Genomic DNA, 25,982 nt, shown 5'->3' with positions numbered 1-25,982 from the left:
ACCAATAAGTGAGAAGTTAATAAAACGGATATTAGTTTTTTTTATACAGAATGTGCTGGCTTTTTTGGGTTTTTTACCCTATTTTATTTTGAAATAAGTTGTTTTTACCATAATAAATACTGAGGTGGGGTTTTAGTGAAAAATGCTCCCAAAAATAGAACATTAGATCGTATCGATTTAACCATACTTAATACATTACAAAAGAACGGGCGTATTTCAAATTTAGATTTAGCTAAGCATGTTAATTTAAGCCCTAGCCCTTGTTTAGATAGAGTTAAAAAGTTAGAGAATGAGGGGTATATTGAAAGATACGGTGCTTTTTTAAATGCCACTAAATTGCATTATGGTATGTCAGCTTTTATCCAAGTTACCTTAGATAGAACAACATCGGATGTTTTCAATCGGTTTAAAGAAGAAGTGGTTAAAATTAAGGAAGTTGCTGAATGTCATATGGTAGCAGGAGGTTTTGATTATTTATTAAAACTACGTTTTGAAAACATGGCTGCTTATCGAGAAGTTTTGGGTTTAATTGTTGAGTTACCTGCTGTATCTCAAACCCATACTTATGTTGTGATGGAACACGTAAAGAATGATCAAGGTGTGCCTATTAGGGGCTGTTGATCTTTGCTGATTTTTTTTGCCGCAGTGTATTCGTTTTTTTGAATGATAACGGGTATATAAGTAAAAAGAATTTAGGTTAAATAAGAACTTTTGCTTTATATCAAATGCTTTTATTGGGTTCTGCATAAGAATATGGAGACTAAGTGTTGATACAAAGTTTTATTTTAACAGGCGTTTTTTTGATTTTTATCTTTATGTTTAAAAACTTCGAGTTACACTGTAATTAAGTTTATTTTTAAAGATATAAAACTATGAATGCTCATGAATATGCAACACAAGCCAACGGATCTTTTGCTTTACCGGATACTTGCTTCAAAATAAAATCATTAATGGAAGATGAAAGCTCAACTATTGAAGACTTTGCTAATTTAATTAGTGTTGACCCTTCATTAACATCAAGGCTATTACAAATAGCAAATAGCGCCATTTATAGCTTCCCAGGTGAAATCAGTACGATTTCTCGAGCTATTACCATTATAGGTACGCAAGCGATTTATAATATGATGTTAGTAGATGTTGCTGCAACGGCTTTCAAACATTTCTCTAATCAAGCGATTGATTTAAAACGCTTTTGGCGAATGAGTGTTTTTTGTGGTTTAGCCACTAAAAACTTAGCGATTAAAGCAGGTATTAGAGATATAGAACGTTTATTTGTTGCTGGGTTATTACAAAACTTTGGGGAGTTAATTGTTGCGTCAATATCCCCAGATCTTGCTCAAGATTGTGAAAAATATTCAGCAGAACATTTACCTTGGGATTTACAAAAAGAACGTTTAGGTTTTACTTATACTGATGTTTCAGCTGAACTTTTAAAAATTTGGCAAATTCCTGAAAAAATCATTTTACCTATTCGTCATTACAACCAAGCAAGTTCTAATGAAATTAATAAAGATGTAAAAGTACTGTATTTAGCATCTAGATTAGCTTTGGTTGATAGTCATCCAGAGGAATTTTCTTATGATGAAACTATTGACGAAAGCTTATGCAATGCTTTAAAAATATCGTCAGACGATTTAACTAATGCGGCATCTTTTGCGAGTACTGAAGCAGAAAATATTCTTAATATTATGAATGTAAAGTTTTTTACTCGTAAATAAAATGCGATAAAAATAAGTGCACCGAAATTTATACACTTGGTTTGTTTTTACTTTTTTTGAAAACAAGACATTAAAATAAATACTTGCTAGCATCGATATGTTGGGTATTTTAAGTGCCTGCATACCAGTTTTTAATTGGTATTACATAATTTATAACAAGATTTATGCCCTAAAAAAATTATAATGAAGGACATCTATGAGTACACAAAAAGAACACTTTAGTTCCCGTCTTGGTTTTATTTTAGCCGCCGCGGGCTCTGCCGTAGGTATTGGTAATTTAGTTGGTTTTCCTGTTAATGCAGCAAAAAACGGCGGAGGTGCGTTTTTACTCGTTTATGGATTATTTATATTTATTATTTGCTTACCGGTAATGATTGCTGAAATGGCTGTAGGTCGTAAAACTGGAAAACAGCCAGTAGGTGCCTATAAAGCACTATCGAATAATGATAAGTTATGGGGAGCCGCTGGATTTATTGGCGTATTAACCCCGTTTATGGTGGCTGTTTTTTACATGGTAATAACCGTTTGGTTATTTGGTTACCTGGCCCTAACTGTTACAGGTAACTTAGATTATCTAGCCAGTGAAAAAGGCTTTGGTGAATTTATTAATAGCCCGTATCTATTTGCCGTTATGGCTGTTGTTGCGTTAATTATTAATTTTATTTTAGTTGCTGGCGTAAAAGACGGAATTGAAAAAGCAGCAAAAATAATGATGCCAGCTTTATTTGTAATGCTGATACTCATGGTTATATTCGTTCTCACCTTAGACAACGCCATGGCGGGCGTTAAATTTTTTATTATTCCTGACTTTAGTAAAATAACTCCTAGTGTAATAAATGGCGCATTATCCCAAGCATTCTTCTCTTTATCTCTCGGTATGGGAATTTTAATTACTTATGGCTCGTACATAAACCGTGATACCAATATTGCTAACTCAGCTAAATTAGTTGCTATTACTGATACCGCCGTAGCCTTTACTGCGGGTTTGATGATTCTTCCTGCTGTATTTTCATTTGATCCTGCGATAAACCCTGATGATTTAAGTGATAGCTCAGTTTCATTGATCTTTACTTTTTTACCTAAAATATTTTTAGCACTACAAACATCTATTGGTTATATTGGCGCTAGCATAGTTGCTGCTTCTTTCTTTTTATTGGTATTTTTTGCAGCAATCACCTCGTTAGTTTCGATTATAGAAGTCCCTGTTTCGTATCTTATTACAGAGAAAGGACATACACGTAAAAAGGCCTTATCAACGTTATTAATGACCGCGGGTATATTAACTGTTTTTGCAACGCTTTCATTTGGTATGGTTTCGTTCTTTACTGAATTTGTAGATTATGCGGGTTCAACGCATTCATTTTTTGATGTGGTTTATGATATTTTCTATGACACGATATTACCGCTTAATGGCTTTTTATTATGTTTGTTTGTAAGTTATCGATGGAAAAAACATAATTTATCAAAAGAGCTTTCTATAGGTAGTGATGGCTATGTAGGATCGTGGGTTGAAAAATATGTTAATTTTTCTTTAGGTACCTTTATACCTGTTATTGTTTTGGGTGTGTTTTTAAATACTGTTGCTCAAAAGTTTTTTGGCTATAGTCTTTTAGGTTTTTAATTTAAGATATTTATCCTCAATAATAGAAAAAAGCCGTATCATACGGCTTTTTTATTGCCTGCTTTTTGATACAACTATGTGTGGAACTCTATGATTGAATATATTACAGCAACTAACTTTGATGAATGCCAACGTTTATTTCATGGTAGAGGGCATGCATATCCTGATTTAGCTCATGTAAATGTAGATTGGTTGTCTCCTGTTATTCTCATTACTTTGTATCAAGCCGTTGAGCAAGAATGGCTTGAAAAGCAAGTAAAAGCATTAGAGCAATTAGTACCTGCATGTGAATCAATTCAAGTACAGCATAGGTATGAAAAGTTCGCTCCAACTGAAGTGCTATGGGGTAAAGATATTTCTCGTACTATCGTTGTGGAATCAGGTCTTAAGTATAATATTGAATTTGGTAAGTCTCAAAATACCGGACTTTTTCTTGATATGAAAAATGGTCGAGACTGGGTGAGAAAATTTGCTAAAAATAAAAGTGTACTTAACTTGTTTTCGTACACGTGTGCTTTTTCTGTAGCCGCTATAGCGGGCGGTGCTAAAAAAGTAGTTAATGTTGATATCAGCAAGTCTCCTCTTTCAAAAGGGCGAGACAATCATCGATTAAATTTGCAAGATACCTCGAATGTTAAGTTTGAAGGTGTTGATATCTTTAAGTCTTATGGTCGACTGAAAAAGCATGGTCCTTATGAGTTATTGATCTGTGATCCGCCTTCTTTTCAAAAAGGTAGTGTCGATATTGAAAGAGATTACAGTAAAATTATTAGAAGAATTCCACAGCTAATGTCACCTGAAGGCGATGTTATTTTATGTTTGAATTCGCCTAGCTTAGCTGAAGAGTTTTTATTAGCTGAAGTTGCAAGAGAGTGCTCTGATTGCACGTTTGTTCGTAAAATAGAGTCACCTGAAGTATTTAAAGAAGCACATCAGGGAAAAGGGCTAAAAGTACTTTTGTTTAAATATAGCCCTAGAACTTAATGCTTCTGTAATTAGTTAATAACAACTCTAACAGCGAGTGCAATTAAAAAACAGCCTGTAACTTTATCTACAATGTGACTATTTTCTTTTAGTTTGTTAATCACATTTCCTTTAGATAATAGCAGGGTGACAAAGCAGTACCATAGGGCATCTAGTGTGCCTACAGTAAGCGTCATGATAACTTTTTGTTCTTCACTTGATTCGCTATTTAAAAACTGACTGAATAGTGCAATAAAAAATATAGCGAGTTTAGGGTTTAAAAAGGCAATTAAAAAACCATCTCGCCAACCGTTTATTGTGTTGGTTGGAGTTATACTTTGTTCAAATTGTGTTAACTCGGATTTTTTACTGAGTAAGGACTTTATGCCTAAATACAATAAGAATGCCGCGCCAGCGTATTGGATCAAGGTAAACAACATTGGGGTATTTACAATAATGACAGCTACCCCTGTGGCTGTTATTGCAGCGTATAATGCTACACCTAAGCCATGACTTATAGAGGTTGCATAACCTTTAGCAACACCACCATTCACGGTGTTTTTGATTACTAAGGCTAAGCTTGGTCCGGGTGATAAAGCACCTAATAAGCAAATAACCACGAAAGATAACCAAAGATGTAATTCCATTATTGTTCTTGCTCTCTAATACGTAAAAAACTGGCGAATTTTGGCACACCCTTTTGTGTTTTACCAATATATTTAAAGGTAATTGTTGAGCCTACTGGCGGTGGTGTTTTTCTTTCTTTATCACTAAAGCCAGTACCTATCTTAAAAACAATTCCGTCATACGTTTTAACTTGAATCGCACCTAACATGCCCTGATACTTCCCTTTGCCCGTTATATGTTTTAAAACTACGGCTTCAGCATCTTGGTAGGGTTTTAATTTCATTATATTATTTGTACGTCCAACCGTATAAAGGGCATCTTGATAATGGAGCATAAGCCCTTCACCTTTGTGTTTAACAATAGTCTTCAGCTTTTGGTTGAGTTGCGCGACTGATGATAATTTAAATTGTGAAATTGCTTGAAAGTAAGGCGAGTTAACTTTTTCTACAGATGCTTTTATTTCCTCAATTCTTTGTGTGAATACGGTTTTACTTAGCGGTAAATCAAAAATCATAAAACGTATTTTTTTCCAACAGATATTGGTTTTTTGCTGTTTTACGCAAGAAATGGTTTGCTCAAATTGATGCCTGCCTATCCATAGTTCACCATCAATAGGATAAGTCGGCCAATTAGCGGTAAACCATTTAGGCGTATGCAATAGATTTCCATTCTTAGTTAGTAATTCTGAGCCGTTCCAATATCCTCTTACGCCATCAAGCTTTTCACTGATCCAATACTGCTTAATATCGTGTTTTAAGTTGTACTGGGTTGCGAGTTGTATTGCTGGAGGCGTTTCATAAGCAACACATAAAGAGGTGAAGAGAAGAATAAGTATTGTGAAGTATTTCATATCGAACGTCCTGTTCTTAATTAAAATGGTTAAATTATGTTGTACTGTACAATAGTTTTAAATATGATTGAAGTATAAAAAATACACAAATATAAGTGTAAAAAGGAGCTAAAATGAAAAGGATTTATTTATTAGTTGTTATCTTTATAACGTCATTTCAATCACATGCAGCTAAGAAAGAATGCGCTGAATTATTAAAAAAATATCATAATGTTCAATCCCAACAGCGACAGGGACACTCATTAAAAAGCAGTATTAGTTTACGAAAAAAAGAAGATAAAGCTCGAGAAAAATGGTGGGATTGCGAAAACAATAAATTAAAACCGAAAAGTAAAAAGAAAAAAAACAATAAAACTAAAAGTCCTTCTAAAAAGAAAACAATAAAATTATCACAAAACCCAACTAAACCTTCTAATGATGCGCCGAGTGTTTTCTCTTCAAACCGAAATATTGTGATCAAAGGTAAGTACACAGGAGATAAGCAATTACAATGGCTTACGTTTTATAAGCGGCCTAAAAAGTGTGCTAGGCCAAAAACAACCCAAGTATTTGCTTTTTGCATGGAAGATAAAACAGCTCAGCAGAATAAGTTTGAACAACAATATAAAAATTAACTATCCAGTAGTTAATCTCACTAAATATTATTGTTTTATTTAAATGTTGAGCGTTATGTTTTTTTTAATCTATTGATTAATAAGATTTAAATTTATGGCCTTAAGTTTGCTATTACTTTATAGTGAGTAAATATTAAGGATAACGAATAGATGCAAAAACAGATCAAGTATTGGCTTATTAATTTAATTGGTGGGAGCTTAGTACTAATAGGTGCTATTTTTATTCTGCTGCCTGGGCCCGCTTTTTTATTTTTACCCATAGGTTTAGCTATTTTGAGCTTGGAGTATATATGGGCTAAAGTGTGGTTGAGGCGTTGTCAACGTTGGATGAGAAATGGGGCTGTTAAATTCGATGCTTTAATCGCTAAGCTCTTTCAACATAAAAAACGCTAACAATGGTTCCTTGATAGCGTTTTTAGTGTTTTATGTCTGGCTATTTAATATAGGCTGCTTTGGTGTTATTAAAGTCGTTAACGATAACATCAATGGTTTCTTGACAGTATTCACGCAATCCGCTTAACAACATGTGTTTTTTACCATGTCCCACAGTAATGCCATCAGATATCAAATCAAAGGCTAAACAAGCATTACCTCGTTTACCTTCGATGGTGAGTTTTGAAGTCGATTCAATTAATTTAACGCTAGTAAAGTCAACGTTTTCTAGTTCAATAGACATACTCTCGTACATTACCATTGGGCGAGCAGGGTTAATCATTACGTTATTTTCGGCCATTAACTTTACTAAAATATGAGGGAATGTATGGCCAGAAAACTCAACGTAAGCTCTGATCAGAGCTTCAATCGTTTTTTCATTTTTGGTTGAGTTACCAGACGTTTTAACATGCATGTATTCTTTGTTGTTATCGTCTGTAATGCTCGCTTCACCTTTAATGTCATTAGGAAAGTTTAATTCAATACCATCAGATACCATGCCTGAAAAAGTAAAATCCATTTGTTGAAATAAACCTGATTTTGCAAGTACGATTGAAAATAATAAGTCACCAGGTACACAAAACCTTTTCGCGTCAATGTCATGCAAAGGGTTAAAGTCATCTGCAATTTTTTTAGCAAAGTTACTTGCCTGTATGCGCGTGAAGTTTATTTTGTTGTTTGAAGTGTTATAGAAATCATCAAGAAACATAGTCGGTTATTTCACTTTTAATGTATTTAATTTACGGGTGTAAAAACGGGGGCATTCTATCACTGTAAAACTAAAAAATCGAAAACAAAAAGAGAAGTTTTTTCGAGGGAATGCAATTAAAATAGGGAGGTTGAGCGTACATGTGTAACATTTAAATATTATTCTTTTGCTTGTTTTTTTTAATTAAATCTTCTTTGGTCGACTTTTTTAATTGTTTAAGTTGGTATTCTCTCTGACTTGCTGTTTTTCTATCAAGCTGTTGTTCCCAATAAACTAATTCAACCGGACGGCGTACACGTGTATATTTTGCGCCTAATTTATTTGAGTGATTGTGTTCATCTATTCGACGGTTCAGATCTGTTGTTATTCCTGTGTATAGGCTGTTATCTGAGCATCTTACAAAATATACGTACCAGTTAGAGGACATGTTAACTTTTTAGTAGGGTAACGTTTTAAGTATTATTCCTTATAAACGTTAGCGGTTTGTCTGATATTTTCATAGTATACTGTGCAATAGTCCTAGATAAACGTTTTCTTCTCTCTTTATCGTTAATAGTTTATCCATTTATCATTAATTTTAGGTTTTATCTATGTTCACATCTGAAACTGGTTCGTTACGTAAACTCACCGCACAGCTTGACTCTCAAGGAGATATTCAATATCAATTACCTATTGGTGAACAAAGTATTCCTTTAAATGAACTTATTGGTAAACATATTACACTTGAACATGTTGGTACTATTAATTGCAGTAATTGCGGTAAAAAAACTAAAAAAAGCTATTCACAAGGGTTTTGTTATCCGTGTATGCAAAAACTAGCGCAATGCGATATGTGTATTATGAAACCAGAAACCTGTCATCATCATTTAGGTACTTGCCGTGAACCTGAATGGGGAACTAAAAACTGTTTTGTTCCTCATTATGTTTATTTAGCGAATAGTTCTGGTTTGAAGGTGGGTATAACAAGACATACGCAAATTCCAACTCGATGGATTGATCAAGGTGCAATACAGGCCTTACCTATATTCAAAGTGGCTTCTAGAATTCAGTCAGGGTTAGTAGAAGTTGCACTTTCTGAATTTGTTGCAGATAAAACAAATTGGCGTGCAATGTTAAAAGGTTCGCCTGAAAAGATAGACTTAACAGCAAGGGCTAAAGAATTAACACCTAAAATAGCTCAAAAGCTGGCGGATATTGCCTTACAATATGGTGAAGACGCTGTTGAACCATTAGAGAGTGAAGTTGTAGAGTTGCGTTATCCTGTACAAGAGTACTTAGAAAAAATTAGTTCATTTAATTTTGATAAAACACCGGTAGTGTCGGGAGTCTTGCTAGGGATTAAAGGGCAATATCTTATTTTTGATAAAGGTGTTATTAATATGAGAAAGTTTACTTCTTATCATATTAATATTAAATGGACTTAATCTTTCTTCTATTAATAAGTTAGCTGTGATTTACTTACGTTTTCTACTACAATTTAGTTCATGGCTTTTTAATTTTAGTTATATTTGGGGATAGTGTGATGAATGCATTTGAATGTGCGGAAAATGCTGAAGAGGTTTTTGTTCTTTCTGATTCTTTTTTACGTATAAAAGAATTAATTGATAATGACTCATCGACTATTGATGATATTGCTGAAATCATTATGTTAGATCCGACGTTGTCTATTACGATTCTTAAATTAGCTAATAGCTCTTTTTTTAATTATCCCGGTAAAATAGAAACCATTTCTAAAGCTGTGTTAGTACTGGGCATAACAGAAGTCTACAACTTAGTTATTGCTTATTTTACGACTGATGCATTTAAATCTATTACTGCAGCCCCTGAATATATAGAAAATTTTTGGGAACAAGCTGTTGATTGCGCTTTAATTATTAAGTTTTTAGGCGAAGAGCTCAATGTTATTAATGCTGAGCGATTATTTATACTTGGTTTATTACATAATATTGGAGAGCTAGCGGTTCATCAAAGTATGCCAGGTAAAATTAAAGCCTGTAATAGTATTTCTGATTCTGAGTTTCCATGGGAAAAACAACACAGCACAATTGAGTTTACTTATGGAGAGTGTAGTGGTGAATTACTTAAACAGTGGCAGTTACCTTATAGTTTAATTGAACCTATTCGTAGTCAAGACGAATGGGATTTTGAGCATGCTACGGTTGAAGCTAAATTATTGTATTTATCTAAACGTATAATGCTATTAAATTATCAGTGTAAAACCCATAAACCTTCTTCTCTTATAACTGCAGAGGTTTTAAATGATTTAAACATTTCGCCTAAAATGATCGTGGCGGCTAATCATTTTTGTAATATTGAACGTTTAAGTATTTTATCTATCTTATCTCCTGGATCCGCTTTTGTTTATTAATCTTTTCATGATTTTAATTTTCTAAATATTTATTATGGCCGTGTAGTCTTCATTATTAGTGAGTTGGCCATTTTAACTTTTTTCCTCTAAGTATTATTACCTTTACCCATTATTCCTCAGACAAGAAAACTTATAATAAAACATTTATTTGAGTTTTTTTGTAATACACCATTCAAGTGCACCAACTTATCACTCTAGCGTGTTTTTTTGGTGCAATTGTTCAGCCTTTATTTTTAAAGTTGACTCTAAAGTGTTGATTTGTAAGTTAAAAATTCTTTGGCATGTCATTTGTATAGTATATATTAAATAAAAAATAGGGGTACATACATGAAAATAGTTAATGCAATTATAAAGCCTTTTAAACTTGATGATGTTCGCGAAGCGATATCTGAAATTGGTGTTGAGGGTCTTACTGTAAGTGAAGTTAAAGGTTTTGGTCGTCAAAAAGGGCATACAGAACTGTATCGTGGTGCTGAATATCAAGTAGATTTTTTACCGAAAGTAAAACTAGAAGTCGCGGTAAATGACGATATTGTAGACCGCTTGGTTGAAGTTATCACCAAAGCCGCTTATACCGGTAAAATTGGCGATGGTAAAATTTTCGTTTACAACTTAGAACAAGCTGTACGTATTCGTACTGGCGAAAACGATGCTGAAGCACTTTAAGGGGTAGTTATTATGGAACAAAATATTTTTCAACTTCAATATGCAATGGACACCTTTTACTTTTTAGTATGTGGTGCATTGGTTATGTGGATGGCAGCTGGTTTCTCAATGTTAGAAGCTGGTTTAGTACGAGCTAAAAATACAGCTGAAATTTTAACTAAAAATATAGCCTTATACTCTATATCTTGCATTATGTATTTAGTGATTGGTTACGACATCATGTATGGCGGAGGTGTATTTTTAAGTGGTATTGAGCTAGATGGTGCTGCAAATGCTGATGCGTTGGTATCAACAGTGTTAGCTGAATCTGCTGAAGCTGGTTTTGACGGCGGTTCTGTATACGCAAACGCTTCTGACTTTTTCTTCCAAGTAGTATTTGTTGCTACAGCAATGTCAATTGTATCTGGTGCGGTTGCTGAACGTATGAAGCTTTGGGCTTTCCTAGCATTTACTGTTGTTTTAACTGGTTTTATCTACCCTATGGAAGGTAGCTGGACTTGGAACGGTGAATCTGTATTTGGTTTATACACTTTAGGTGACCTTGGTTTCTCTGACTTTGCAGGTTCTGGTATTGTTCATATGGCTGGTGCTGCTGCTGCTTTAGCAGGTGTTCTTTTACTTGGTGCTCGTAAAGGTAAATATACTGCTGACGGTAAAGTAAACGCTATTCCAGGTGCTAACTTACCAATGGCTACATTAGGTACATTTATTTTATGGATGGGTTGGTTTGGTTTTAACGGTGGTTCTGTATTAAAACTAGGTGATATTACAAGTGCAAACTCAGTAGCTATGGTATTTTTAAACACTAACGCTGCTGCTGCTGCTGGTGCTGTTGCCGCTTTATTATTTGCTAAAATCCTATTTAAGAAAGCTGATTTAACTATGTGTTTAAACGGTGCATTAGCAGGTCTAGTTGCTATTACAGCTGAACCTTCTACACCTACACCATTACAAGCAACAATTTTCGGTGCTATCGCTGGTGTTATCGTAGTGTTATCTATCCTTGCTTTAGATAAAGTTAAGATTGATGATCCTGTAGGTGCTATCTCTGTTCATGGTGTGGTTGGTTTATTCGGTTTATTATTAGTGCCGGTAACTAACGATGGTTCTTCATTCAGTGGTCAGCTAATAGGTGCTGCTACTATCTTTATTTGGGTATTTGTAACAAGTTTCATTGTTTGGTTTGTATTGAAAATGGTTATGGGTATTCGTGTAACAGAAGAAGAAGAATATGAAGGGGTTGATAAATCGGATTGTGGTATGGAAGCATACCCAGAGTTTACACGTGGACAATAACGTGTAATTCAATAGGTTTATCATTCAAAGCAGCCCTAGGGCTGCTTTTTTGTTATTTAAAAATAATAAAAGTGATATAACCTAATAAATAGTACTGATAGTAAGTATACAGAGGTGAATTGGTCTTTATGGATATGTTAGAGAAAAAATACAATGTGATGTGGGAAACGTCACAGGCGCATATTGCAGAACAAGGTGTTGATATAGATCCTAATATTTATTCAAATTGCGACAATAGAAAAGGGATCACTGTTATTGCTAAGTTTTCATCAGACTCAGGTGTTGAGATTTGTCAGTCTTTTGAAAAATTAAAACGTATAGAGCCGAAGCAATATTATTATTCAGAGAACGAGTTACATTTAACTGTTTTATCTTTGATCTCATGCCGTGAAAGCTTCGATATTTCACAAGTGAATATTGATGATTATATTGCGACAATAAATAAAGCTATAGTGGATATAAAGCCGTTTGATATTAATATAAAAGGTATTACTGCTTCTTCATCTTGCATTATGCTACAGGGCTTTCCAGTAACAGATAACTTATTAAATTTAAGAAACAATTTACGTATTTATTTTGAACAATCACAATTATTTAATACTATAGATGAACGTTATAAAATTGATACCGCACACGTTACGATTGTACGGTTTCAGCGTAAACTAAAGCGTAATAAAGAATTTCTTCAATTATTAGAACAATTTAGAAAATTAGATTTAGGTGTTTTGCACGTAAAGGAATTACAATTAGTTTACAATGATTGGTATCATAAAGAAGACAATACAGAGATTTTGTCTACAATAAAATTATAATTAAACATATATCGATGTCAGCTGTAATGTGCATAAAATCGCAGTTTGAGGTGGTATAAGTATAAATAATAAAACTTTGTTAAAACAAAGTAATCAAATAGGTGAATAAGATTTTATGGCTAGAGAGCAATTTGGTATTTGTGCAGAACCTAATTTGCATGGGAGTTATTTACTGTTTAATGTTTTAGATGATAAAAACGATCATTTACGTCAAGCATTATCAAGATTGCCAGCCTTACTTGATAAATATGCAGACCGATTTTCTGAGGCTAATCTTATTGGTGTTTTTGCTATTGGTGCTGGTTACTGGGACGAGTTTTATTCTAAAGCTCGCCCTAAAGAATTGACTAACTTTCCATTAATGGCGTGTGAAGATCGAATTGCCCCGGCGAATAATTATGATCTTTATATAGAAATTAGAAGCGATAGATTAGATGTAAATCACATAGTGAGTACTAAAGTGTGTGCTTTATTAGATGATAGTGTTGAATTAGTAGAGCAAGTACGTGCTTTTCGCTTTCTTGATGGAAGAGATCTTACTGGGTTTGTCGATGGCACTGAAAATCCTAGAGGCCAACATAGAAGAGATATTGCTTTAGTAAGTGAAGCTGATGATGAACATTTCTCTGGTGGGAGTTATTTACATATTCAACGTTATCGTCATAACTTAAATTTGTGGAATACTTTAGAGGTTAAAGCACAAGAAGATGTTTTTTCTCGAACTAAAATAGATAATGAAGAATACAGTACAGAAAATAAATTACCGACTTCTCATATTAAACGCACAGGTTTAAAAGATGATAATGGCAATAGTATCGAAATATTAAGACAAAGCATGCCGTACGGAGATATAAAACATCAAGGGCTATTTTTTGTGTCTTATTGTCAATCACCAAAACCTTTTGAAATGATGTTGAAAAGTATGATTTTTGGCGATGAAGATGGTCACTTTGATCACATGCTTAAGTATACGCAAGCAGAAACAGGCGCGGCTTTTTTTGCCCCAAGCCTTAATTTTTTAGAAAAATTAGCTGATTAACTATGTTTAAATAATTGTTTTTAGGCTACAAAAAACGTTGTGGCTTATTGTTCTAATTATGTACTTTATCTAGGTATATTATTTATGGCCTAAGGTAAATTTTTTGAAAATAACGCTTCTAATTTAGTAATCGTTTTTTGTATCGCTGTAACTTTGGTTGGCGCAATGAATATAGTATCATCACCAGCAATAGTACCTAGTACACCATCGCTTTTACTTAAGCTATCTAATAAGCGTGCAATTAATTGAGCAGCACCTGGACTCGTTCGTATAATTATCATTACATCATTATGTTCAATGTCTAAAACCAGTTGTTTCAACGGGCTTTTAGCGGTTGGAACACCTAACTCTGCGGGTAAGCAATAAACCATCTCTTGGCGTGCATTACGTGTTCTTACTGCTCCAAACTTACTCAACATTCTTGATATTTTTGATTGACTAATATTATCAAAACCTTGGGCCTTTAATGCATCCACAATATCACCTTGAGAGGCGAACTGTTCTTGTTTTAATAGCTCTTTAAAGGCTTGTACTAATGCTTCTTGTTTCAATTGTTTCGCCATGACTTATTTATTGATTATTAAGGCCTGTTGATCTTTTGACATTATTTTTACAGACAATTTGTTTAAATATCAAACAAGTATTTCCTTTTAGGCTATTTATAACTTAACCCTAGAGGGTAAACTCAAACGTGTTTATTCTTTTAATAGGCATATACTTGAATAAACATATTAGTATATGTGTTTTTAATAAAAACGTCATTAAACTATAAGCGATATCGGTTATTTCTTAATAATAATTGTTTTTTTATGACCAATACTATATCTTTCGTGCATCAGTATTTACGTATTTACTCAAATAACGGAGACACCACATGAAAGTTGCTGTTCTAGGCGCTGCTGGCGGTATTGGCCAAGCGTTATCTTTACTATTAAAAACTCAATTACCAGCGGGTTCTGAATTATCACTATATGATGTTGCACCAGTTGTTCCAGGTGTAGCGGTTGATCTAAGCCATATCCCAACGGCTGTTAAAGTTGAAGGTTTTGGTGCTGACGCTTTAGGTGATGCATTAACAGGCGCTGATATCGTGTTAATTCCGGCAGGTATGCCACGTAAGCCAGGTATGGATCGTTCTGATTTATTTGCAGTAAACGCAGGTATTATTAAAACACTTGCTGAAGGTATTGTTGCAAACTGCCCTAAAGCATTAGTGGGTATTATTACTAACCCTGTAAACGGAACGGTTCCAATTGTTGCTGAAGTTTTTAAAGCAGCGGGTACATACGATAAAAACCGTGTATTTGGTATTACAACGCTAGATGTTATCCGTAGTGAAGCGTTTGTTGCTGAACTTAAAGGTTTAAATGTTGCAGATGTTAAAGTTCCAGTAATTGGTGGTCATTCAGGTACAACTATTTTACCTCTACTTTCACAAGTTGAAGGTGCTACTTTTACTGATGAAGAAGTTGCAGCATTAACTCCTCGCATTCAAAATGCGGGTACTGAAGTTGTAAACGCTAAAGCCGGTGGTGGTTCAGCTACGTTATCTATGGGTGCAGCAGCAGCTCGTTTTTGTATGTCTTTAGTTAAAGGTATTCAAGGCGAAGACGTTGTAGATTATGCATACGTTGAAGGTAATGGCGAAGATGCACAATACTTTGCTCAACCTGTACGTTTAGGTCCTAACGGTGTTGTTGAATTATTACCTTACGGTGAGTTAAGTGCATTTGAGCAAAAAGCTAAAGAAGATATGCTTGATACACTTAAGAGTGACATTAAAGAAGGTATTGATTTTATTAACGGTTAATTTATCGACTAATAATCAGACCTAAAAAAAACCGCTCATTGAGCGGTTTTTTATTTTGTAGGGTAAATTTTTCGCTAATTATAATGATTAAGTGGTTCTATTCGCTGCTACATGAGCAAGTTCAATTAGTGCCTGCTTATACTGTGACTCAGGAATTAAGTTTAATGAATCTATCGCTTTATCTGCTTCTTCTTCAGCTTTTTCCTGTGTATATTTTAACGAGCCGGTTTCGTCCATCGCTTTAAGAATATCTTCTAGGTTATCCATTCCATTACCGTGCTCTATAGCGTCTTTAATTAGCTGCTTTTGGACTTCTGAACCATGTTGCATTGCATAGAGTAATGGTAGTGTAGGTTTGCCTTCCGATAAATCGTCACCTACATTTTTTCCCATTTCTTTCGCGTCAGCGGTATAGTCCATAATATCGTCAACAAGTTGAAAGGCTGTGCCTAAGTGCTTACCGTAATTAAGCATTGCAAGTTCAATTTCTTCAGGTTGCTCAGATACTACAGCAGCTAAACGAGTAGCGGCTTCAAATAATTTTGCAGTTTTACAATAAATAACTTCTAAGTAACTTTCTTCCGTTGTATCAGGATCGTTACAATTCATTAATTGTAACACTTCACCTTCAGCAACAATATTTGTAGCATCAGACAAAATATCCATAATTCTCATATTATTGAGTTTTGTCATCATTTGAAAAGAACGTGTATATAAAAAATCGCCTACAAGCACACTTGCGCTATTACCAAACAATGCATTGGCTGTTTCACGTCCTCTACGCATATTAGACTCATCTACTACATCATCATGCAATAGGGTAGCTGTATGTATAAACTCAATAATTGCAGCAATAGAAATATGCTCATTATTATTATAACCTAATGCTTTTGCAGCTAAAACGGTTAGCATTGGACGCATACGCTTACCGCCACCGTTGACAATATAAATACCTAATTGATTGATTAGCGCTACGTCTGATTGAAGCTGAGAGTAAATTAGGTCATTAACCAATGACATGTCGTCATGGGCAAGTTTTTGTATGTTTTTGAGATCCATAAAGCGTTGAGAGTAACCTATTTTTCGTGATAAAATTAATGCGAGATTATGGGTGAGTTTACACGATCTTACGATAGAATGAAGCGCACAATGTTGACTCTTTTACACCGAATAGAAAATAATTGAAAATGATCACTTTTATGCTTGCCCTTATAGGTTTCTTCGAGTAGAATTCGCGCCCTATATTTTAAAAATCAAGCGTCATACTAAATGATGGCGCAGTTCGGAGTAGCTATGTACGCGGTATTCCAAAGCGGTGGTAAGCAGCATCGTGTAACCGAAGGTCAAACCCTTCGTCTGGAAAAACTTGAACTTGAAGTTGGTTCTTCAGTTGAGTTTGAAAATGTTTTAATGATCGCCGATGGCGAAGCTATTAATGTAGGTGCGCCTTACATTGCTGGTGGTAAAGTTGTGGCTGAGATCGTATCTCAAGGTCGCGCTGATAAAGTTAAAATTGTTAAATTTAAACGTCGTAAACATTCACGTAAGCAAGCGGGCCATCGTCAATGGTTCACTGAAGTGAAAATTACTGGTATTAACGGCTAATAGGAGCACTATAAAATGGCACATAAAAAGGCTGCAGGTAGTACACGTAACGGTCGCGATTCAGAAGCTAAACGCTTAGGTGTTAAACGTTTCGGCGGTGAATCAATTTTGGCTGGTAACATTATTGTTCGTCAACGTGGTACTAAGTTTCACCCAGGCACTAACATGGGTATCGGTAAAGACCATACATTATTTGCTTTAACTGACGGTAAAGTTCAGTTTGAAGTTAAAGGTCCTAAGAGCCGTAAATTTGTAAGTATTGTTGCTGAGTAGTTTTATTTAATAACAATCAAAATTGTTCTAAAACCCGCAGCTAGCGGGTTTTTTTTTGTATAAAATATTGTAAGCAATGAAAATAGCTTATAATACTAAACGCATTAATGAATTGATCATTTAGACGAGTATAAATGATCAACTGGTTATTGCGATTGGTATAATGCACATTGAATGATTAGTCACTAAATAGTGAATTGATTATTTCAATGAGTATAATAGATATAACTAAGCATCACTTGGAGTGCCAAACTGAAATGAAATTCGTTGATGAAGTTGAAATTAGAGTTGAAGCTGGAGACGGCGGAAACGGCTGCGTTAGCTTTCGAAAAGAAAAATATATCGAATTTGGTGGCCCTAATGGCGGCGACGGCGGAGACGGCGGTGATGTTTATTTAGTAGCAGATGAAAATTTAAATACACTAATTGATTACCGCTTTGAACGTTTTCATAGAGCAAAACGTGGAGAAAATGGACGTAGTCGAGATTGTACCGGTAAGGGCTCACCAGCTTTAGAACTTAAGGTTCCCGTTGGAACTCGTACTATTGATATGGATACGGGCGAGCAAATTGGAGATTTAACCACTCATGGCCAAAAGTTATTAGTGGCTAAAGGTGGTTGGCATGGTTTAGGTAATACTCGATTTAAAAGTAGTACGAACAGAGCGCCTCGTCAGAAAACTGATGGAACGCCAGGTGAGATTCGAAATCTACAACTTGAGTTACTTTTATTAGCAGACGTTGGGTTATTAGGACTGCCTAATGCAGGTAAATCAACTTTAATTCGTAGTGTTTCAGCAGCAAAACCGAAAGTAGCTGATTACCCATTTACTACTTTAGTACCAAATTTAGGTGTTGTTCGATTAGATACTCAGCGCAGTTTTGTTATTGCAGATATTCCTGGATTAATTGAAGGTGCTGCAGAAGGTGCTGGTTTAGGAACGCAGTTCTTAAAACATTTAGAGCGTTGTCGTATATTACTCCATGTTATTGATGTACTACCTGCTGATGGTTCAGATCCTCTTGAGAATGCAAAAACTATTATTAGCGAGCTGGAACGTCATTCTCCAGAGTTAGCCAGTAAACCTAGATGGATAGTTTTTAATAAATTAGATTTATTATTAGAAGAAGAAGCTAAAGACGTTACTGATAGAATTCTTGAAGGTTTAGCATGGGAAGGTGATTTTCAGAGTATCTCAGCCTTTAACAAAACTGGAACTGAAAAGCTTTGTTATAATGTAATGGACTTTATTGATGCATTACCAAAAGAAGTTGAAGAAGAAGTTATTGATGGTAAATCGGTAGAGTTTAAATGGGACACATATCATGAAGATGCAATGTCTGATTTAGATGACGATTTAGATGACGAAGACTGGGATGAAGATGAATACGATGTTGAAGTCGAATACCGTAAGTAGTCGCTTTTAATTCATCACTTAAATAAGGTGCTAAAGTATTTATACTTGCACCTTTTTTACTTTTTACATAACTCATTTTAAAAGATTTAAAATATGACCATACTTTCTATGATAGTTGCAACAGCTAATAATCGTATTATTGGTAAAGATAATGATATGCCTTGGCACCTACCTGCTGACCTTGCTTATTTTAAAAAAACTACATTAGGAAAGCCTGTGATTATGGGACGTAAAACTTATGAATCAATAGGGCGTCCTTTACCAGGTAGACGTAATATCGTTATCTCTCGTGATATTAATTATAAAGCTGAAGGGGTAGATACAGTAACTACTGTTGATGCTGCATTAAGCTTAGTAGAGGAGGTTGATGAGGTAATGGTCATAGGTGGTGGTGCAATATACCAACATTGTTTACCTGCAGCCAATCGTTTGTATATCACTCATATAGATGCTGATATAGAAGGGGACACTCAGTTTCCATTTTATGATAAAGATATTTGGAAAAAAGTGAGTAGCGAAAAACGTGTAGCTGATGAAAAAAATCAATATGATTTAGATTTCTGTGTATATGAAAAAAGCTAATATCAATCTTTCATCATAAGATAATAAAAAACCGCTAAATTAGCGGCTTTTTATTATCTGAAGTTTTATAGTTTAAGCTTTTTAAATATTATAACTTAAACTCTTGTACTGATTGTTGTAATTCTTCAGCGAGCTTAGCAACTTCATTCGTTGAATCCGCTGTTTGTTTTGATCCTGCTGTTGTTTGCTCTGCAATGGCTACGATAGACTCTAAATTACTGCTTATTTCATGCGCTACCGTGCTTTGTTCTCCGGCAGCTGTCGCTATTTGAGATGAGCGGTCGTAAGCTTCATGTACTGCATGTGTAATAGTTTCTAACGCTTTTTCTGCTTCTTCACTTTGCTCTACACAATTAGACGCTTGCATTTTACCCGTATCCATAACTGATACTGCTTTTTCTGCCCCTGTTTGAAGAGCGGTGATCATAGTTTGAATTTCTTGAGTGGACTCTTGTGTTCTACTTGCAAGTGTACGAACTTCATCAGCAACAACAGCAAAGCCTCGACCATGCTCACCTGCGCGTGCGGCTTCAATGGCAGCATTTAATGCTAATAGGTTGGTTTGGTCTGCTATGCCTCTGATTACGTCAAGAATACCACCTATTGAAGCGCTATCTTGTTGTAATTGATTAATTACTTGAGAAGCATCTTCTACTTCACTTGCTAATGTTTCAATTGTATGTCGATTTCTCTCTGAAATAACTTTTACGCGTTCAGCTTCATCATCTGCCTGTTTTATTTCATTTAAAGCATCATTAGCGCTTGTTAATACACTTTGTGAAGTACTACTCATTTCTGTTGTTGCTGAGGCTGCCTGTTCAACTTGAGCTCTTTGTTCTTCAATCGCGGCACTACCTTGCGCTGTAACTGCTGAAGTTTGTTCAGCAGCAGTCGCTAATTGTGTTGAACGGCTTACTATACTTTGAATAAGGTTGCGTAAGCTATCTATAAGCAAGTTACAATTTTTAGCAAGTAAAGCAAACTCATCATGCCCAGATTCATCAAGTTTTTTAGATAAGTCACCTGAAGCAACAACATTAAGCATTTCGTTCACTCGGCTTAATGGTCTCGTTATACTCATTAAAGTTGCCCAAGCGATACCTAGTGCAGAAATAATAGAAATAATCATGATAACAGTGGTTTGGGTAGTACCATCTGAAACAGCTTGATCGACAGACTGACCCGCTTTATAAGTGGTTTCATCTGCAAGTTTTACCTGAGTTGTTAAAATACTATTAACCGTATCAATTTCGTTTTCTGCTGAAGCTAAGTTTTGTGTTGCATTAGTAAGAGATTGTATTTGTAGTTTTTTGTTATTAAAAATACTGTCACTACCAGAAAGAAGCGCATAAATATCAACAAGAGATGTTGATAATTCATCAGCGATATCGGTTAAACCAAGTTTATTAAGTTCGTTTTGAATTTCAGTAATAGAGGTGTTTATTTCTGTAAGGTTACTCAGTATTTCTTTTTCTATAATACCGATAGTTGTTAAATTAGTGGTGTCTCTATATTCGAAAGAAGAGCTCACAATACCATTGAAACGTGTTTCAATTAGCTCTCCTAAACTTACTGCTCGTGCCAATTTAGTATCGGCAAGATCATGATCCGCTAGGTCAAGTAACATGGTAACAGAGTCGTCTGCCTTTTCTTCTAAAGCATCTACTCTTTCAGTCAAAAGAGCTTTTTGTTCAATGGATATTTTCCGGTTAGCATATACACCATTTACGTCTTTGAGCAGTGCATCATAAAGCTCGTCCACTTTTTCTAAATTACTCAAAAGCTCTTGTTTCGAGCTTACTACATTTTTAAGATCTGTTAGTTCTTTAGTAAACTCTGTTTGAGTTGTATTAAGTTTTACTAACTCATCAGCTAATGGTGTTAAGTCGGTTAAATAATATCCTTTAAGTGTAAAGTTACCAATTTTAGATAATTTATTAGCAAGTTGATTACTGCCTTTTAATGTTGGAATAGCAACTTGATTCTGTTCGGTTGTGGATGTGTGAATGGTATCTAGGTTATTTAAAGAGATAAGACTTGTTGCTATTAAGAAAATAGAAATAATGGTAAAGCCACCAATTATTTTTATCGCGACGGTTAAATTCATATATATCACCTGATAAAGTTACATCTAAATATTATTATTATCGACTCGAACTAATAAACAATTAGTACTTTAGACTAATTTTTATTTTATAACCATTTACTCTACCGTATTCACGAGTGAATTCAACTAATATGTATAATACTAAAGGGAAAATTTAAACCGTATTATTTTTTAGGAAAGTTTTTTTTGTATAAAAGTTTTCTTATCGTGCCAGCGGAGTAGTGTTAAATGACTTCCCCAAACACAACCGGTATCTAATGCATAGGCATTAGGATTTGAACATTGCCCCATTAGCGCAGCCCAATGGCCAAAAATCCATTGCACATCATTATTCAATTCTTTCGATAAAGTAAACCAAGGTTTTAAATGTTCAGGTGCGCTATTAGGTGTATTTTTACAGTCAAAATCTAATGAGCCATCTTCATGACAAAAGCGCATACGGGTTAATGCGTTTATAGTGTAGCGAAATTTCTCTACATCTGTTTTGGCTTTCTTCCAGTTATTAGGAAGCTCACCATACATTTTGCTTAGCCATTCAACACGGTTTTTAGATTTGATAAGTTTATGTGCTTTTTTGGCTTGTTTTAAAGCAACTTCGGTTGACCATTGTGGCGAGAGGCCAGCATGAGACATATAAACGTTTTCATTCGGTAATTTTTGTATAAGTGGCTGATTAGCCAACCAGTCCATTATATTTTCAACATCGGGGGCGTGTAGAATATCTGTTAAATGATCTTTTTCTTTTACTTTTTTAAGTTTGTGAAAAGTTGCCAATAAATGTAGATCATGATTGCCTAATACAATTTTTGCAGAAGAGCCAAGCGATATCAGAAACCTGACTGTTTCGAGTGATTGTGTACCACGTGCAACCATGTCTCCAGCGACCCATAGTTCATCTTTTTTTTTATTAAATTTTGCTTGTTTAAGTAAAAGAGATAATTCAGTAAAGCATCCTTGAATATCTCCAACAAAATAAATAGCCATATTAATGAATGATATTAGGTAAAGCTAATTGAAATACAGGAATGTCGATAATGCTTGTTTTTTGTTGATCATCAATAATTTGATAATAGCCCTGCATTGTTCCTAATGGAGTTTTTAATAAACAACCGCTCGTATAGGTATAACTCGTACCAGGAATAATATGAGGCTTTTCACCAACTATACCTTCCCCTTCAACAGTTGTTGTTTCGCCATTTGCATCTGTAATTAACCAATAGCGGCTTAATACCTGAAAGGCTTTATCAGTATTGTTGGTAATTGTAATTGTATAACTAAATATAAAACGTAAGTCTTCTGGATCTGATTGGTCGGGTATAAATTGTGTTTGTACCGTTATCGTTTCAAGCGCATTTTTCATGTTAGTCATAGATTATTTTATTTCAACTGGATTATCATAAAGGTAGTTAGCTAATTTTATAAAATCATCAACAGCTAAGTTCTCAGGCCTTAAAGTGGGATCAATGTGCAATTCTTGCAAAATTTCTACAGGTATTAATTTTTTGAAACTGTTACGAACGGTTTTTCTACGTTGGTTAAAAGCTGTTAAACAAACGGTATTCAAAAGCTTAATGTCTTTTACTGGATTTTTAATGACTTTATGTGGCACTAATCTAACAATAGCTGAATCAACTTTTGGTGCGGGGGTAAAGTGCTCAGGGCCAATTTCCATTACAGGTATTACTTGACATTGATATTGTGTCATTATCGATAATCGTCCAAAAGACTTACTATTTTCGCCTGACGCCATACGTTCTACCACTTCTTTTTGAAGCATAAAATGCATGTCTTGAACGTTATCTTTAAATGTTAATAAATGAAAGATAAGTGGTGTAGAAATATTATAAGGTAAGTTACCAAATATTCTTAAAGGTTGACCTTCTTTTATTAAACTTGAAAAATCAAACTTAAGGGCATCTTCTTCATAAATGGTTAACTTAGGAGCTAAAAAAGGGTGATGTCTTAGACGATGAGCAAGATCTCTATCTAATTCAACAACAGATAAGTTTCCAGCACGCTCCACAACGGGTTCTGTTAAAGCGCCTAAACCGGGTCCTATTTCAACTAAATTCTGATTAGGTTCAGGATTAATAGCATCAACAATCTTTTCAATAACCATTTCATTATTAAGAAAATTTTGACCGAACCTTTTTTTTGCCTGGTGGCCTAAATGTGTACTTGAATTCATTATTGATTATTCGCTAATTCGATGGCTGTTTTTAATGCTTCTATCATACTTCCTGCATCGGCTAAATTTTTACCGGCTAAATCTGTTGCTGTTCCGTGATCGACAGAGGTGCGAATAAAAGGTAAGCCTAATGTTATATTTACAGATGAGCCAAAGCCTTTATATTTTAGTACGGGTAGGCCTTGGTCATGGTACATGGTTAATATAGCATCGGCTTCTTTCAAATATTTTTCTTGGAAAATAGTATCAGCAGGTAATGGACCAATTACATTGATACCTTCGTCTCTTAAGGTGTCTAATGTAGGGTTCATTACTTCAATTTCTTCTTTACCTAGATGGCCACCTTCGCCGGCATGAGGATTGATACCACACACGTATATGGTTGGGTTTTCAATGCCAAATTTGTTGACTAAGTCTTGATGTAAAATGGTAGTAACACGATGAAGCCTTTCACTTGTAATAGCTTTTGACACATACGCTAAAGGTATATGAGTAGTAACTAGTGCTACTCGTAAGCCTTCTGTGGCCAACATCATGACCACATCAGAACAATTTGCTTGGTGCGCAAAGTATTCAGTATGACCACTAAATGCAATTCCTGATTGATTGATTAGACCTTTATGTACAGGCCCAGTAACAACAGCATCAAATTCACCTTTCATGTTTTTTTCGCAGGCAACTCTTAATGTTTCAACAACATAAGCGCCATTGGCTTGGTTAAGCTCTCCTGCAATACATGGTTCAGCTAATTCAACAGGCAATATAGATAAAGTACCTGGCTTGGATGGTTGCGCCGGTTGCTCTGGATCATAGGCTGTTAGTGTTAAAGGTAAGTTTAATAGGGCCGCACGCTCTTGTAAAAGTTCTGGTGAGGCTACAACAACTAATTCAACTGGCCAAGATTTTTGAGCTATAACTATGGCTAAATCTGGGCCAACTCCCGCAGGTTCACCCGGGGTAATCGCGATGCGACGTACCATTATTGATTTCCTCTATCAAGAATTTCTATATAAGCTTCGTCACGTGTTTCTTTCATCCAACGAGCGCTTTCCATTCCAAATTTTCGATTATAAATAATATTATGGGCTTTACGTGTGTTCATCTCATCAGTGGCGTCTTGTGTTCTACGGCCTGTTAGTTGCGCAATATGCCAACCGAATGATGAGCGAAATGGTTTACTGTATTCATCTATTTTAAGTGCAGCTAAAGCGTCGCTAAAAGCAGGATCATAATTTTTAGGATCTGCCCAACCTAAGTCACCACCACGAACAGATGTAGGACCTTCTGAATACTCTTTAGCAAGTTCTGCGAAGTCTGCTTCACCAGCTGCAATTTTATCTAAAAGACCTTGTAGTGTAGCTTCTGCTTTGGCCTCACTCATGATCACTGAAGGTTTAATAAGTATATGTCTTGCTTTAACTTCTTCCACTTCAACTACTTCTCTACCGCGTATATCTAATATTTTTACGATACTAAAACCTAATCCGGTACGAATAGGCCCTAAAACAGTACCTTTTTCTTTACCATCAACGAGTTCTGAAAATAATGTTGGCATTTCGTTAATGCCTTTCCAGCCCATATCACCCCCGTCTAAAGCGGTTGAATCACCTGATGATGCAATCGCTATTTTGGTGAAGTCACTACCACTGTTAAGTAGTTCAATGACTTTTTCAGCACGTTTTTTTTCTGACGTAATTTGTGCTTGATCTGGTTCACCTTGAAAAGCAATCAATATATGACCTAGGTGATATTCTATATTGTTATTGGTTTGCTCCTTCATTAAGCCAATTAGGTTGTTAATTTCTTGTGGTGATACGTAAATTCTACGTCCAACACCTGCACGTTTTACTTCACCTGTAATGATCTCATTTCTGATGTTTTCACGATAAACTTCATAATCTAAACCACTGTCGATGATTGTTTTACGAAATTGTTCTAACGTTAACTTATTTTCTTTAGCCATATTCGTTAATGTTTGATCAAGCTCAGCATCACTAATTTGTAGGCCCATGCGTTCACCTACCTGTAAAATTAATTCAGTATTGATTAACTTATCAATGACTTGTGTGCGTAGGGCTTTATCTGAAGGTAAGCTTTGGTTGTTTTTAGCTGACTGAGATTTAATGTTTTCTATTAAACTTTTTACATCTGACTCTAAAACCACGCCTTTATTAACGACTGCAGCTACTCGATCAAGTTCTACTTCCTTGGCATTAGCATGAAATGTACTGCTTAATAAACAGGTAGTAATTAAGGTTAATGCTGATAATGTATTTTTCATATT

29 protein-coding genes are annotated in these 25,982 nt (G+C 35.0%); 17 read left to right on the top strand and 12 right to left on the bottom strand.

Annotation, left to right across the window (positions count from 1 at the left end; translation table 11 throughout):
• Positions 1-135: 135 nt before the first annotated feature.
• From B0X80_RS13160 to B0X80_RS13145, 4 genes are all read left to right on the top strand, one after another.
• Positions 136-621, top strand: coding sequence for a winged helix-turn-helix transcriptional regulator (locus B0X80_RS13160; protein ID WP_077340966.1), 486 nt, complete (start codon positions 136-138; stop codon positions 619-621).
• 251 nt (positions 622-872) lie between these two features.
• Positions 873-1,718 carry an HDOD domain-containing protein gene (locus tag B0X80_RS13155; RefSeq protein WP_077340964.1) on the top strand — a complete coding sequence of 282 codons (846 nt, stop codon included), beginning with the start codon at positions 873-875 and terminating at the stop codon, positions 1,716-1,718.
• A gap of 196 nt (positions 1,719-1,914) precedes the next feature.
• A complete protein-coding gene (locus B0X80_RS13150) occupies positions 1,915-3,339 on the top strand; it encodes a sodium-dependent transporter (protein ID WP_077340962.1) in 1,425 nt (474 codons plus the stop codon).
• 90 nt (positions 3,340-3,429) lie between these two features.
• Entirely contained in the window at positions 3,430-4,323 is an 894-nt protein-coding gene (locus tag B0X80_RS13145) for a class I SAM-dependent methyltransferase (RefSeq protein WP_077340960.1), read from the top strand.
• An 11-nt stretch (positions 4,324-4,334) separates the two neighbouring features.
• Here B0X80_RS13145 and B0X80_RS13140 read toward each other — a convergent pair whose 3' ends face one another.
• Together B0X80_RS13140 and B0X80_RS13135 are read right to left on the bottom strand one after the other, a co-directional pair.
• Positions 4,335-4,949 carry a LysE family translocator gene (locus B0X80_RS13140; RefSeq protein WP_077340958.1) on the bottom strand — a complete coding sequence of 205 codons (615 nt, stop codon included), beginning with the start codon at positions 4,947-4,949 and terminating at the stop codon, positions 4,335-4,337.
• A complete protein-coding gene (locus B0X80_RS13135; RefSeq protein WP_077340956.1) occupies positions 4,949-5,779 on the bottom strand; it encodes a DNA ligase in 831 nt (276 codons plus the stop codon). Before B0X80_RS13135 ends, B0X80_RS13140 begins: the two co-directional genes overlap by 1 nt.
• A gap of 113 nt (positions 5,780-5,892) precedes the next feature.
• On the opposite strand from B0X80_RS13135, the gene B0X80_RS13130 reads away from it, so the two are divergent.
• Positions 5,893-6,393: a hypothetical protein gene (locus B0X80_RS13130; RefSeq protein ID WP_077340954.1), complete on the top strand. Its 501-nt coding sequence runs from the start codon at positions 5,893-5,895 to the stop codon at positions 6,391-6,393.
• A gap of 150 nt (positions 6,394-6,543) precedes the next feature.
• On the top strand, positions 6,544-6,786 hold the full coding sequence (locus tag B0X80_RS13125) for a PGPGW domain-containing protein (RefSeq protein WP_077340952.1): 243 nt from the start codon (positions 6,544-6,546) through the stop codon (positions 6,784-6,786).
• Between the two features lie 40 nt (positions 6,787-6,826).
• Here the strand turns inward: B0X80_RS13125 and B0X80_RS13120 are convergent, their stop codons facing one another.
• Together B0X80_RS13120 and B0X80_RS13115 are read right to left on the bottom strand one after the other, a co-directional pair.
• Entirely contained in the window at positions 6,827-7,534 is a 708-nt protein-coding gene (locus B0X80_RS13120; RefSeq protein ID WP_077340950.1) for a DUF3581 family protein, read from the bottom strand.
• Positions 7,535-7,685: 151 nt separating this feature from the next.
• On the bottom strand, positions 7,686-7,961 hold the full coding sequence (locus tag B0X80_RS13115) for a GIY-YIG nuclease family protein (RefSeq protein WP_076417131.1): 276 nt from the start codon (positions 7,959-7,961) through the stop codon (positions 7,686-7,688).
• A gap of 163 nt (positions 7,962-8,124) precedes the next feature.
• On the opposite strand from B0X80_RS13115, the gene B0X80_RS13110 reads away from it, so the two are divergent.
• The 6 genes from B0X80_RS13110 to B0X80_RS13085 all read left to right on the top strand — a co-directional run bounded on the left by B0X80_RS13110 (position 8,125) and on the right by B0X80_RS13085 (position 13,715).
• Entirely contained in the window at positions 8,125-8,958 is an 834-nt protein-coding gene (locus B0X80_RS13110; RefSeq protein WP_077340948.1) for a DUF2797 domain-containing protein, read from the top strand.
• 98 nt (positions 8,959-9,056) lie between these two features.
• A complete protein-coding gene (locus B0X80_RS13105) occupies positions 9,057-9,902 on the top strand; it encodes an HDOD domain-containing protein (RefSeq protein WP_077340946.1) in 846 nt (281 codons plus the stop codon).
• A 327-nt stretch (positions 9,903-10,229) separates the two neighbouring features.
• A complete protein-coding gene (gene glnK / locus B0X80_RS13100) occupies positions 10,230-10,568 on the top strand; it encodes a P-II family nitrogen regulator (protein WP_076417128.1) in 339 nt (112 codons plus the stop codon).
• Between the two features lie 12 nt (positions 10,569-10,580).
• On the top strand, positions 10,581-11,864 hold the full coding sequence (locus B0X80_RS13095; RefSeq protein ID WP_076417127.1) for an ammonium transporter: 1,284 nt from the start codon (positions 10,581-10,583) through the stop codon (positions 11,862-11,864).
• A 128-nt stretch (positions 11,865-11,992) separates the two neighbouring features.
• Positions 11,993-12,676 (top strand): hypothetical protein, encoded by a 684-nt coding sequence (locus B0X80_RS13090; protein ID WP_077340943.1) that lies wholly within the window; start codon positions 11,993-11,995, stop codon positions 12,674-12,676.
• Between the two features lie 115 nt (positions 12,677-12,791).
• The gene (locus tag B0X80_RS13085) at positions 12,792-13,715 is read left to right on the top strand and encodes a Dyp-type peroxidase (RefSeq protein ID WP_077340941.1); all 924 of its coding nucleotides are present in this window, start codon (positions 12,792-12,794) and stop codon (positions 13,713-13,715) included.
• Positions 13,716-13,804: 89 nt separating this feature from the next.
• Here the strand turns inward: B0X80_RS13085 and argR are convergent, their stop codons facing one another.
• Entirely contained in the window at positions 13,805-14,278 is a 474-nt protein-coding gene (argR, locus tag B0X80_RS13080; RefSeq protein WP_076417124.1) for a transcriptional regulator ArgR, read from the bottom strand.
• A 311-nt stretch (positions 14,279-14,589) separates the two neighbouring features.
• Between argR and mdh the strand changes: the two genes are divergently transcribed.
• A complete protein-coding gene (gene mdh / locus B0X80_RS13075; protein ID WP_077340939.1) occupies positions 14,590-15,525 on the top strand; it encodes a malate dehydrogenase in 936 nt (311 codons plus the stop codon).
• 87 nt (positions 15,526-15,612) lie between these two features.
• On the opposite strand, the gene ispB is transcribed toward mdh, so the two are convergent.
• A complete protein-coding gene (gene ispB / locus B0X80_RS13070; RefSeq protein ID WP_077340937.1) occupies positions 15,613-16,584 on the bottom strand; it encodes an octaprenyl diphosphate synthase in 972 nt (323 codons plus the stop codon).
• Positions 16,585-16,818: 234 nt separating this feature from the next.
• On the opposite strand from ispB, the gene rplU reads away from it, so the two are divergent.
• The 4 genes from rplU (at position 16,819) to folA (ending at position 19,403) form a co-directional block, all read left to right on the top strand.
• Positions 16,819-17,130, top strand: a complete 312-nt coding sequence (gene rplU / locus B0X80_RS13065) for a 50S ribosomal protein L21 (protein ID WP_076417121.1) — start codon at positions 16,819-16,821, stop codon at positions 17,128-17,130.
• Between the two features lie 15 nt (positions 17,131-17,145).
• On the top strand, positions 17,146-17,403 hold the full coding sequence (gene rpmA / locus B0X80_RS13060) for a 50S ribosomal protein L27 (protein WP_076417120.1): 258 nt from the start codon (positions 17,146-17,148) through the stop codon (positions 17,401-17,403).
• A 257-nt stretch (positions 17,404-17,660) separates the two neighbouring features.
• Positions 17,661-18,821 carry an Obg family GTPase CgtA gene (cgtA, locus tag B0X80_RS13055; protein ID WP_077340935.1) on the top strand — a complete coding sequence of 387 codons (1,161 nt, stop codon included), beginning with the start codon at positions 17,661-17,663 and terminating at the stop codon, positions 18,819-18,821.
• Positions 18,822-18,914: 93 nt separating this feature from the next.
• On the top strand, positions 18,915-19,403 hold the full coding sequence (gene folA, locus B0X80_RS13050; protein WP_077340933.1) for a type 3 dihydrofolate reductase: 489 nt from the start codon (positions 18,915-18,917) through the stop codon (positions 19,401-19,403).
• Between the two features lie 88 nt (positions 19,404-19,491).
• On the opposite strand, the gene B0X80_RS13045 is transcribed toward folA, so the two are convergent.
• The 6 genes from B0X80_RS13045 to surA all read right to left on the bottom strand — a co-directional run bounded on the left by B0X80_RS13045 (position 19,492) and on the right by surA (position 25,979).
• Entirely contained in the window at positions 19,492-21,510 is a 2,019-nt protein-coding gene (locus tag B0X80_RS13045; protein ID WP_077340932.1) for a methyl-accepting chemotaxis protein, read from the bottom strand.
• A 171-nt stretch (positions 21,511-21,681) separates the two neighbouring features.
• The gene (locus B0X80_RS13040) at positions 21,682-22,494 is read right to left on the bottom strand and encodes a symmetrical bis(5'-nucleosyl)-tetraphosphatase (RefSeq protein WP_077340930.1); all 813 of its coding nucleotides are present in this window, start codon (positions 22,492-22,494) and stop codon (positions 21,682-21,684) included.
• Position 22,495: 1 nt separating this feature from the next.
• Positions 22,496-22,879 (bottom strand): Co2+/Mg2+ efflux protein ApaG, encoded by a 384-nt coding sequence (apaG, locus tag B0X80_RS13035; protein WP_217697151.1) that lies wholly within the window; start codon positions 22,877-22,879, stop codon positions 22,496-22,498.
• 3 nt (positions 22,880-22,882) lie between these two features.
• A complete protein-coding gene (gene rsmA / locus B0X80_RS13030; protein WP_076417114.1) occupies positions 22,883-23,698 on the bottom strand; it encodes a 16S rRNA (adenine(1518)-N(6)/adenine(1519)-N(6))-dimethyltransferase RsmA in 816 nt (271 codons plus the stop codon).
• The gene (gene pdxA / locus B0X80_RS13025; protein WP_077340926.1) at positions 23,698-24,678 is read right to left on the bottom strand and encodes a 4-hydroxythreonine-4-phosphate dehydrogenase PdxA; all 981 of its coding nucleotides are present in this window, start codon (positions 24,676-24,678) and stop codon (positions 23,698-23,700) included. The genes rsmA and pdxA overlap by 1 nt, the downstream gene beginning before the upstream one ends.
• On the bottom strand, positions 24,678-25,979 hold the full coding sequence (gene surA, locus B0X80_RS13020) for a peptidylprolyl isomerase SurA (RefSeq protein WP_076417112.1): 1,302 nt from the start codon (positions 25,977-25,979) through the stop codon (positions 24,678-24,680). Before surA ends, pdxA begins: the two co-directional genes overlap by 1 nt.
• Between the last annotated feature and the right edge of the window lie 3 nt (positions 25,980-25,982).

This window comes from Pseudocolwellia agarivorans, assembly GCF_002000085.1.
Taxonomy (GTDB): Bacteria; Pseudomonadota; Gammaproteobacteria; order Enterobacterales; family Alteromonadaceae; genus Pseudocolwellia; species Pseudocolwellia agarivorans.
Note: the sequence above shows the minus strand (reverse complement) of the source record. Positions and strands in the feature narration are given on the sequence as shown.

Coding starts and splice junctions, on each gene's coding strand:
- rpmA (WP_076417120.1), top strand. CDS start 17,146: ATGGCACATAAAAAGGCTGCAGGTAGTACACGTAACGGTCGCGATTCA.
- argR (WP_076417124.1), bottom strand. CDS start 14,278: ATGGCGAAACAATTGAAACAAGAAGCATTAGTACAAGCCTTTAAAGAG.
- ispB (WP_077340937.1), bottom strand. CDS start 16,584: ATGGATCTCAAAAACATACAAAAACTTGCCCATGACGACATGTCATTG.
- mdh (WP_077340939.1), top strand. CDS start 14,590: ATGAAAGTTGCTGTTCTAGGCGCTGCTGGCGGTATTGGCCAAGCGTTA.
- B0X80_RS13115 (WP_076417131.1), bottom strand. CDS start 7,961: ATGTCCTCTAACTGGTACGTATATTTTGTAAGATGCTCAGATAACAGC.
- B0X80_RS13095 (WP_076417127.1), top strand. CDS start 10,581: ATGGAACAAAATATTTTTCAACTTCAATATGCAATGGACACCTTTTAC.
- folA (WP_077340933.1), top strand. CDS start 18,915: ATGACCATACTTTCTATGATAGTTGCAACAGCTAATAATCGTATTATT.
- B0X80_RS13125 (WP_077340952.1), top strand. CDS start 6,544: ATGCAAAAACAGATCAAGTATTGGCTTATTAATTTAATTGGTGGGAGC.
- cgtA (WP_077340935.1), top strand. CDS start 17,661: ATGAAATTCGTTGATGAAGTTGAAATTAGAGTTGAAGCTGGAGACGGC.
- B0X80_RS13085 (WP_077340941.1), top strand. CDS start 12,792: ATGGCTAGAGAGCAATTTGGTATTTGTGCAGAACCTAATTTGCATGGG.
- B0X80_RS13155 (WP_077340964.1), top strand. CDS start 873: ATGAATGCTCATGAATATGCAACACAAGCCAACGGATCTTTTGCTTTA.
- apaG (WP_217697151.1), bottom strand. CDS start 22,879: ATGACTAACATGAAAAATGCGCTTGAAACGATAACGGTACAAACACAA.
- B0X80_RS13090 (WP_077340943.1), top strand. CDS start 11,993: ATGGATATGTTAGAGAAAAAATACAATGTGATGTGGGAAACGTCACAG.
- glnK (WP_076417128.1), top strand. CDS start 10,230: ATGAAAATAGTTAATGCAATTATAAAGCCTTTTAAACTTGATGATGTT.
- pdxA (WP_077340926.1), bottom strand. CDS start 24,678: ATGGTACGTCGCATCGCGATTACCCCGGGTGAACCTGCGGGAGTTGGC.
- rsmA (WP_076417114.1), bottom strand. CDS start 23,698: ATGAATTCAAGTACACATTTAGGCCACCAGGCAAAAAAAAGGTTCGGT.
- B0X80_RS13045 (WP_077340932.1), bottom strand. CDS start 21,510: ATGAATTTAACCGTCGCGATAAAAATAATTGGTGGCTTTACCATTATT.
- B0X80_RS13140 (WP_077340958.1), bottom strand. CDS start 4,949: ATGGAATTACATCTTTGGTTATCTTTCGTGGTTATTTGCTTATTAGGT.
- B0X80_RS13130 (WP_077340954.1), top strand. CDS start 5,893: ATGAAAAGGATTTATTTATTAGTTGTTATCTTTATAACGTCATTTCAA.
- B0X80_RS13150 (WP_077340962.1), top strand. CDS start 1,915: ATGAGTACACAAAAAGAACACTTTAGTTCCCGTCTTGGTTTTATTTTA.
- B0X80_RS13040 (WP_077340930.1), bottom strand. CDS start 22,494: ATGGCTATTTATTTTGTTGGAGATATTCAAGGATGCTTTACTGAATTA.
- B0X80_RS13145 (WP_077340960.1), top strand. CDS start 3,430: ATGATTGAATATATTACAGCAACTAACTTTGATGAATGCCAACGTTTA.
- B0X80_RS13110 (WP_077340948.1), top strand. CDS start 8,125: ATGTTCACATCTGAAACTGGTTCGTTACGTAAACTCACCGCACAGCTT.
- B0X80_RS13105 (WP_077340946.1), top strand. CDS start 9,057: ATGAATGCATTTGAATGTGCGGAAAATGCTGAAGAGGTTTTTGTTCTT.
- rplU (WP_076417121.1), top strand. CDS start 16,819: ATGTACGCGGTATTCCAAAGCGGTGGTAAGCAGCATCGTGTAACCGAA.
- surA (WP_076417112.1), bottom strand. CDS start 25,979: ATGAAAAATACATTATCAGCATTAACCTTAATTACTACCTGTTTATTA.
- B0X80_RS13120 (WP_077340950.1), bottom strand. CDS start 7,534: ATGTTTCTTGATGATTTCTATAACACTTCAAACAACAAAATAAACTTC.
- B0X80_RS13135 (WP_077340956.1), bottom strand. CDS start 5,779: ATGAAATACTTCACAATACTTATTCTTCTCTTCACCTCTTTATGTGTT.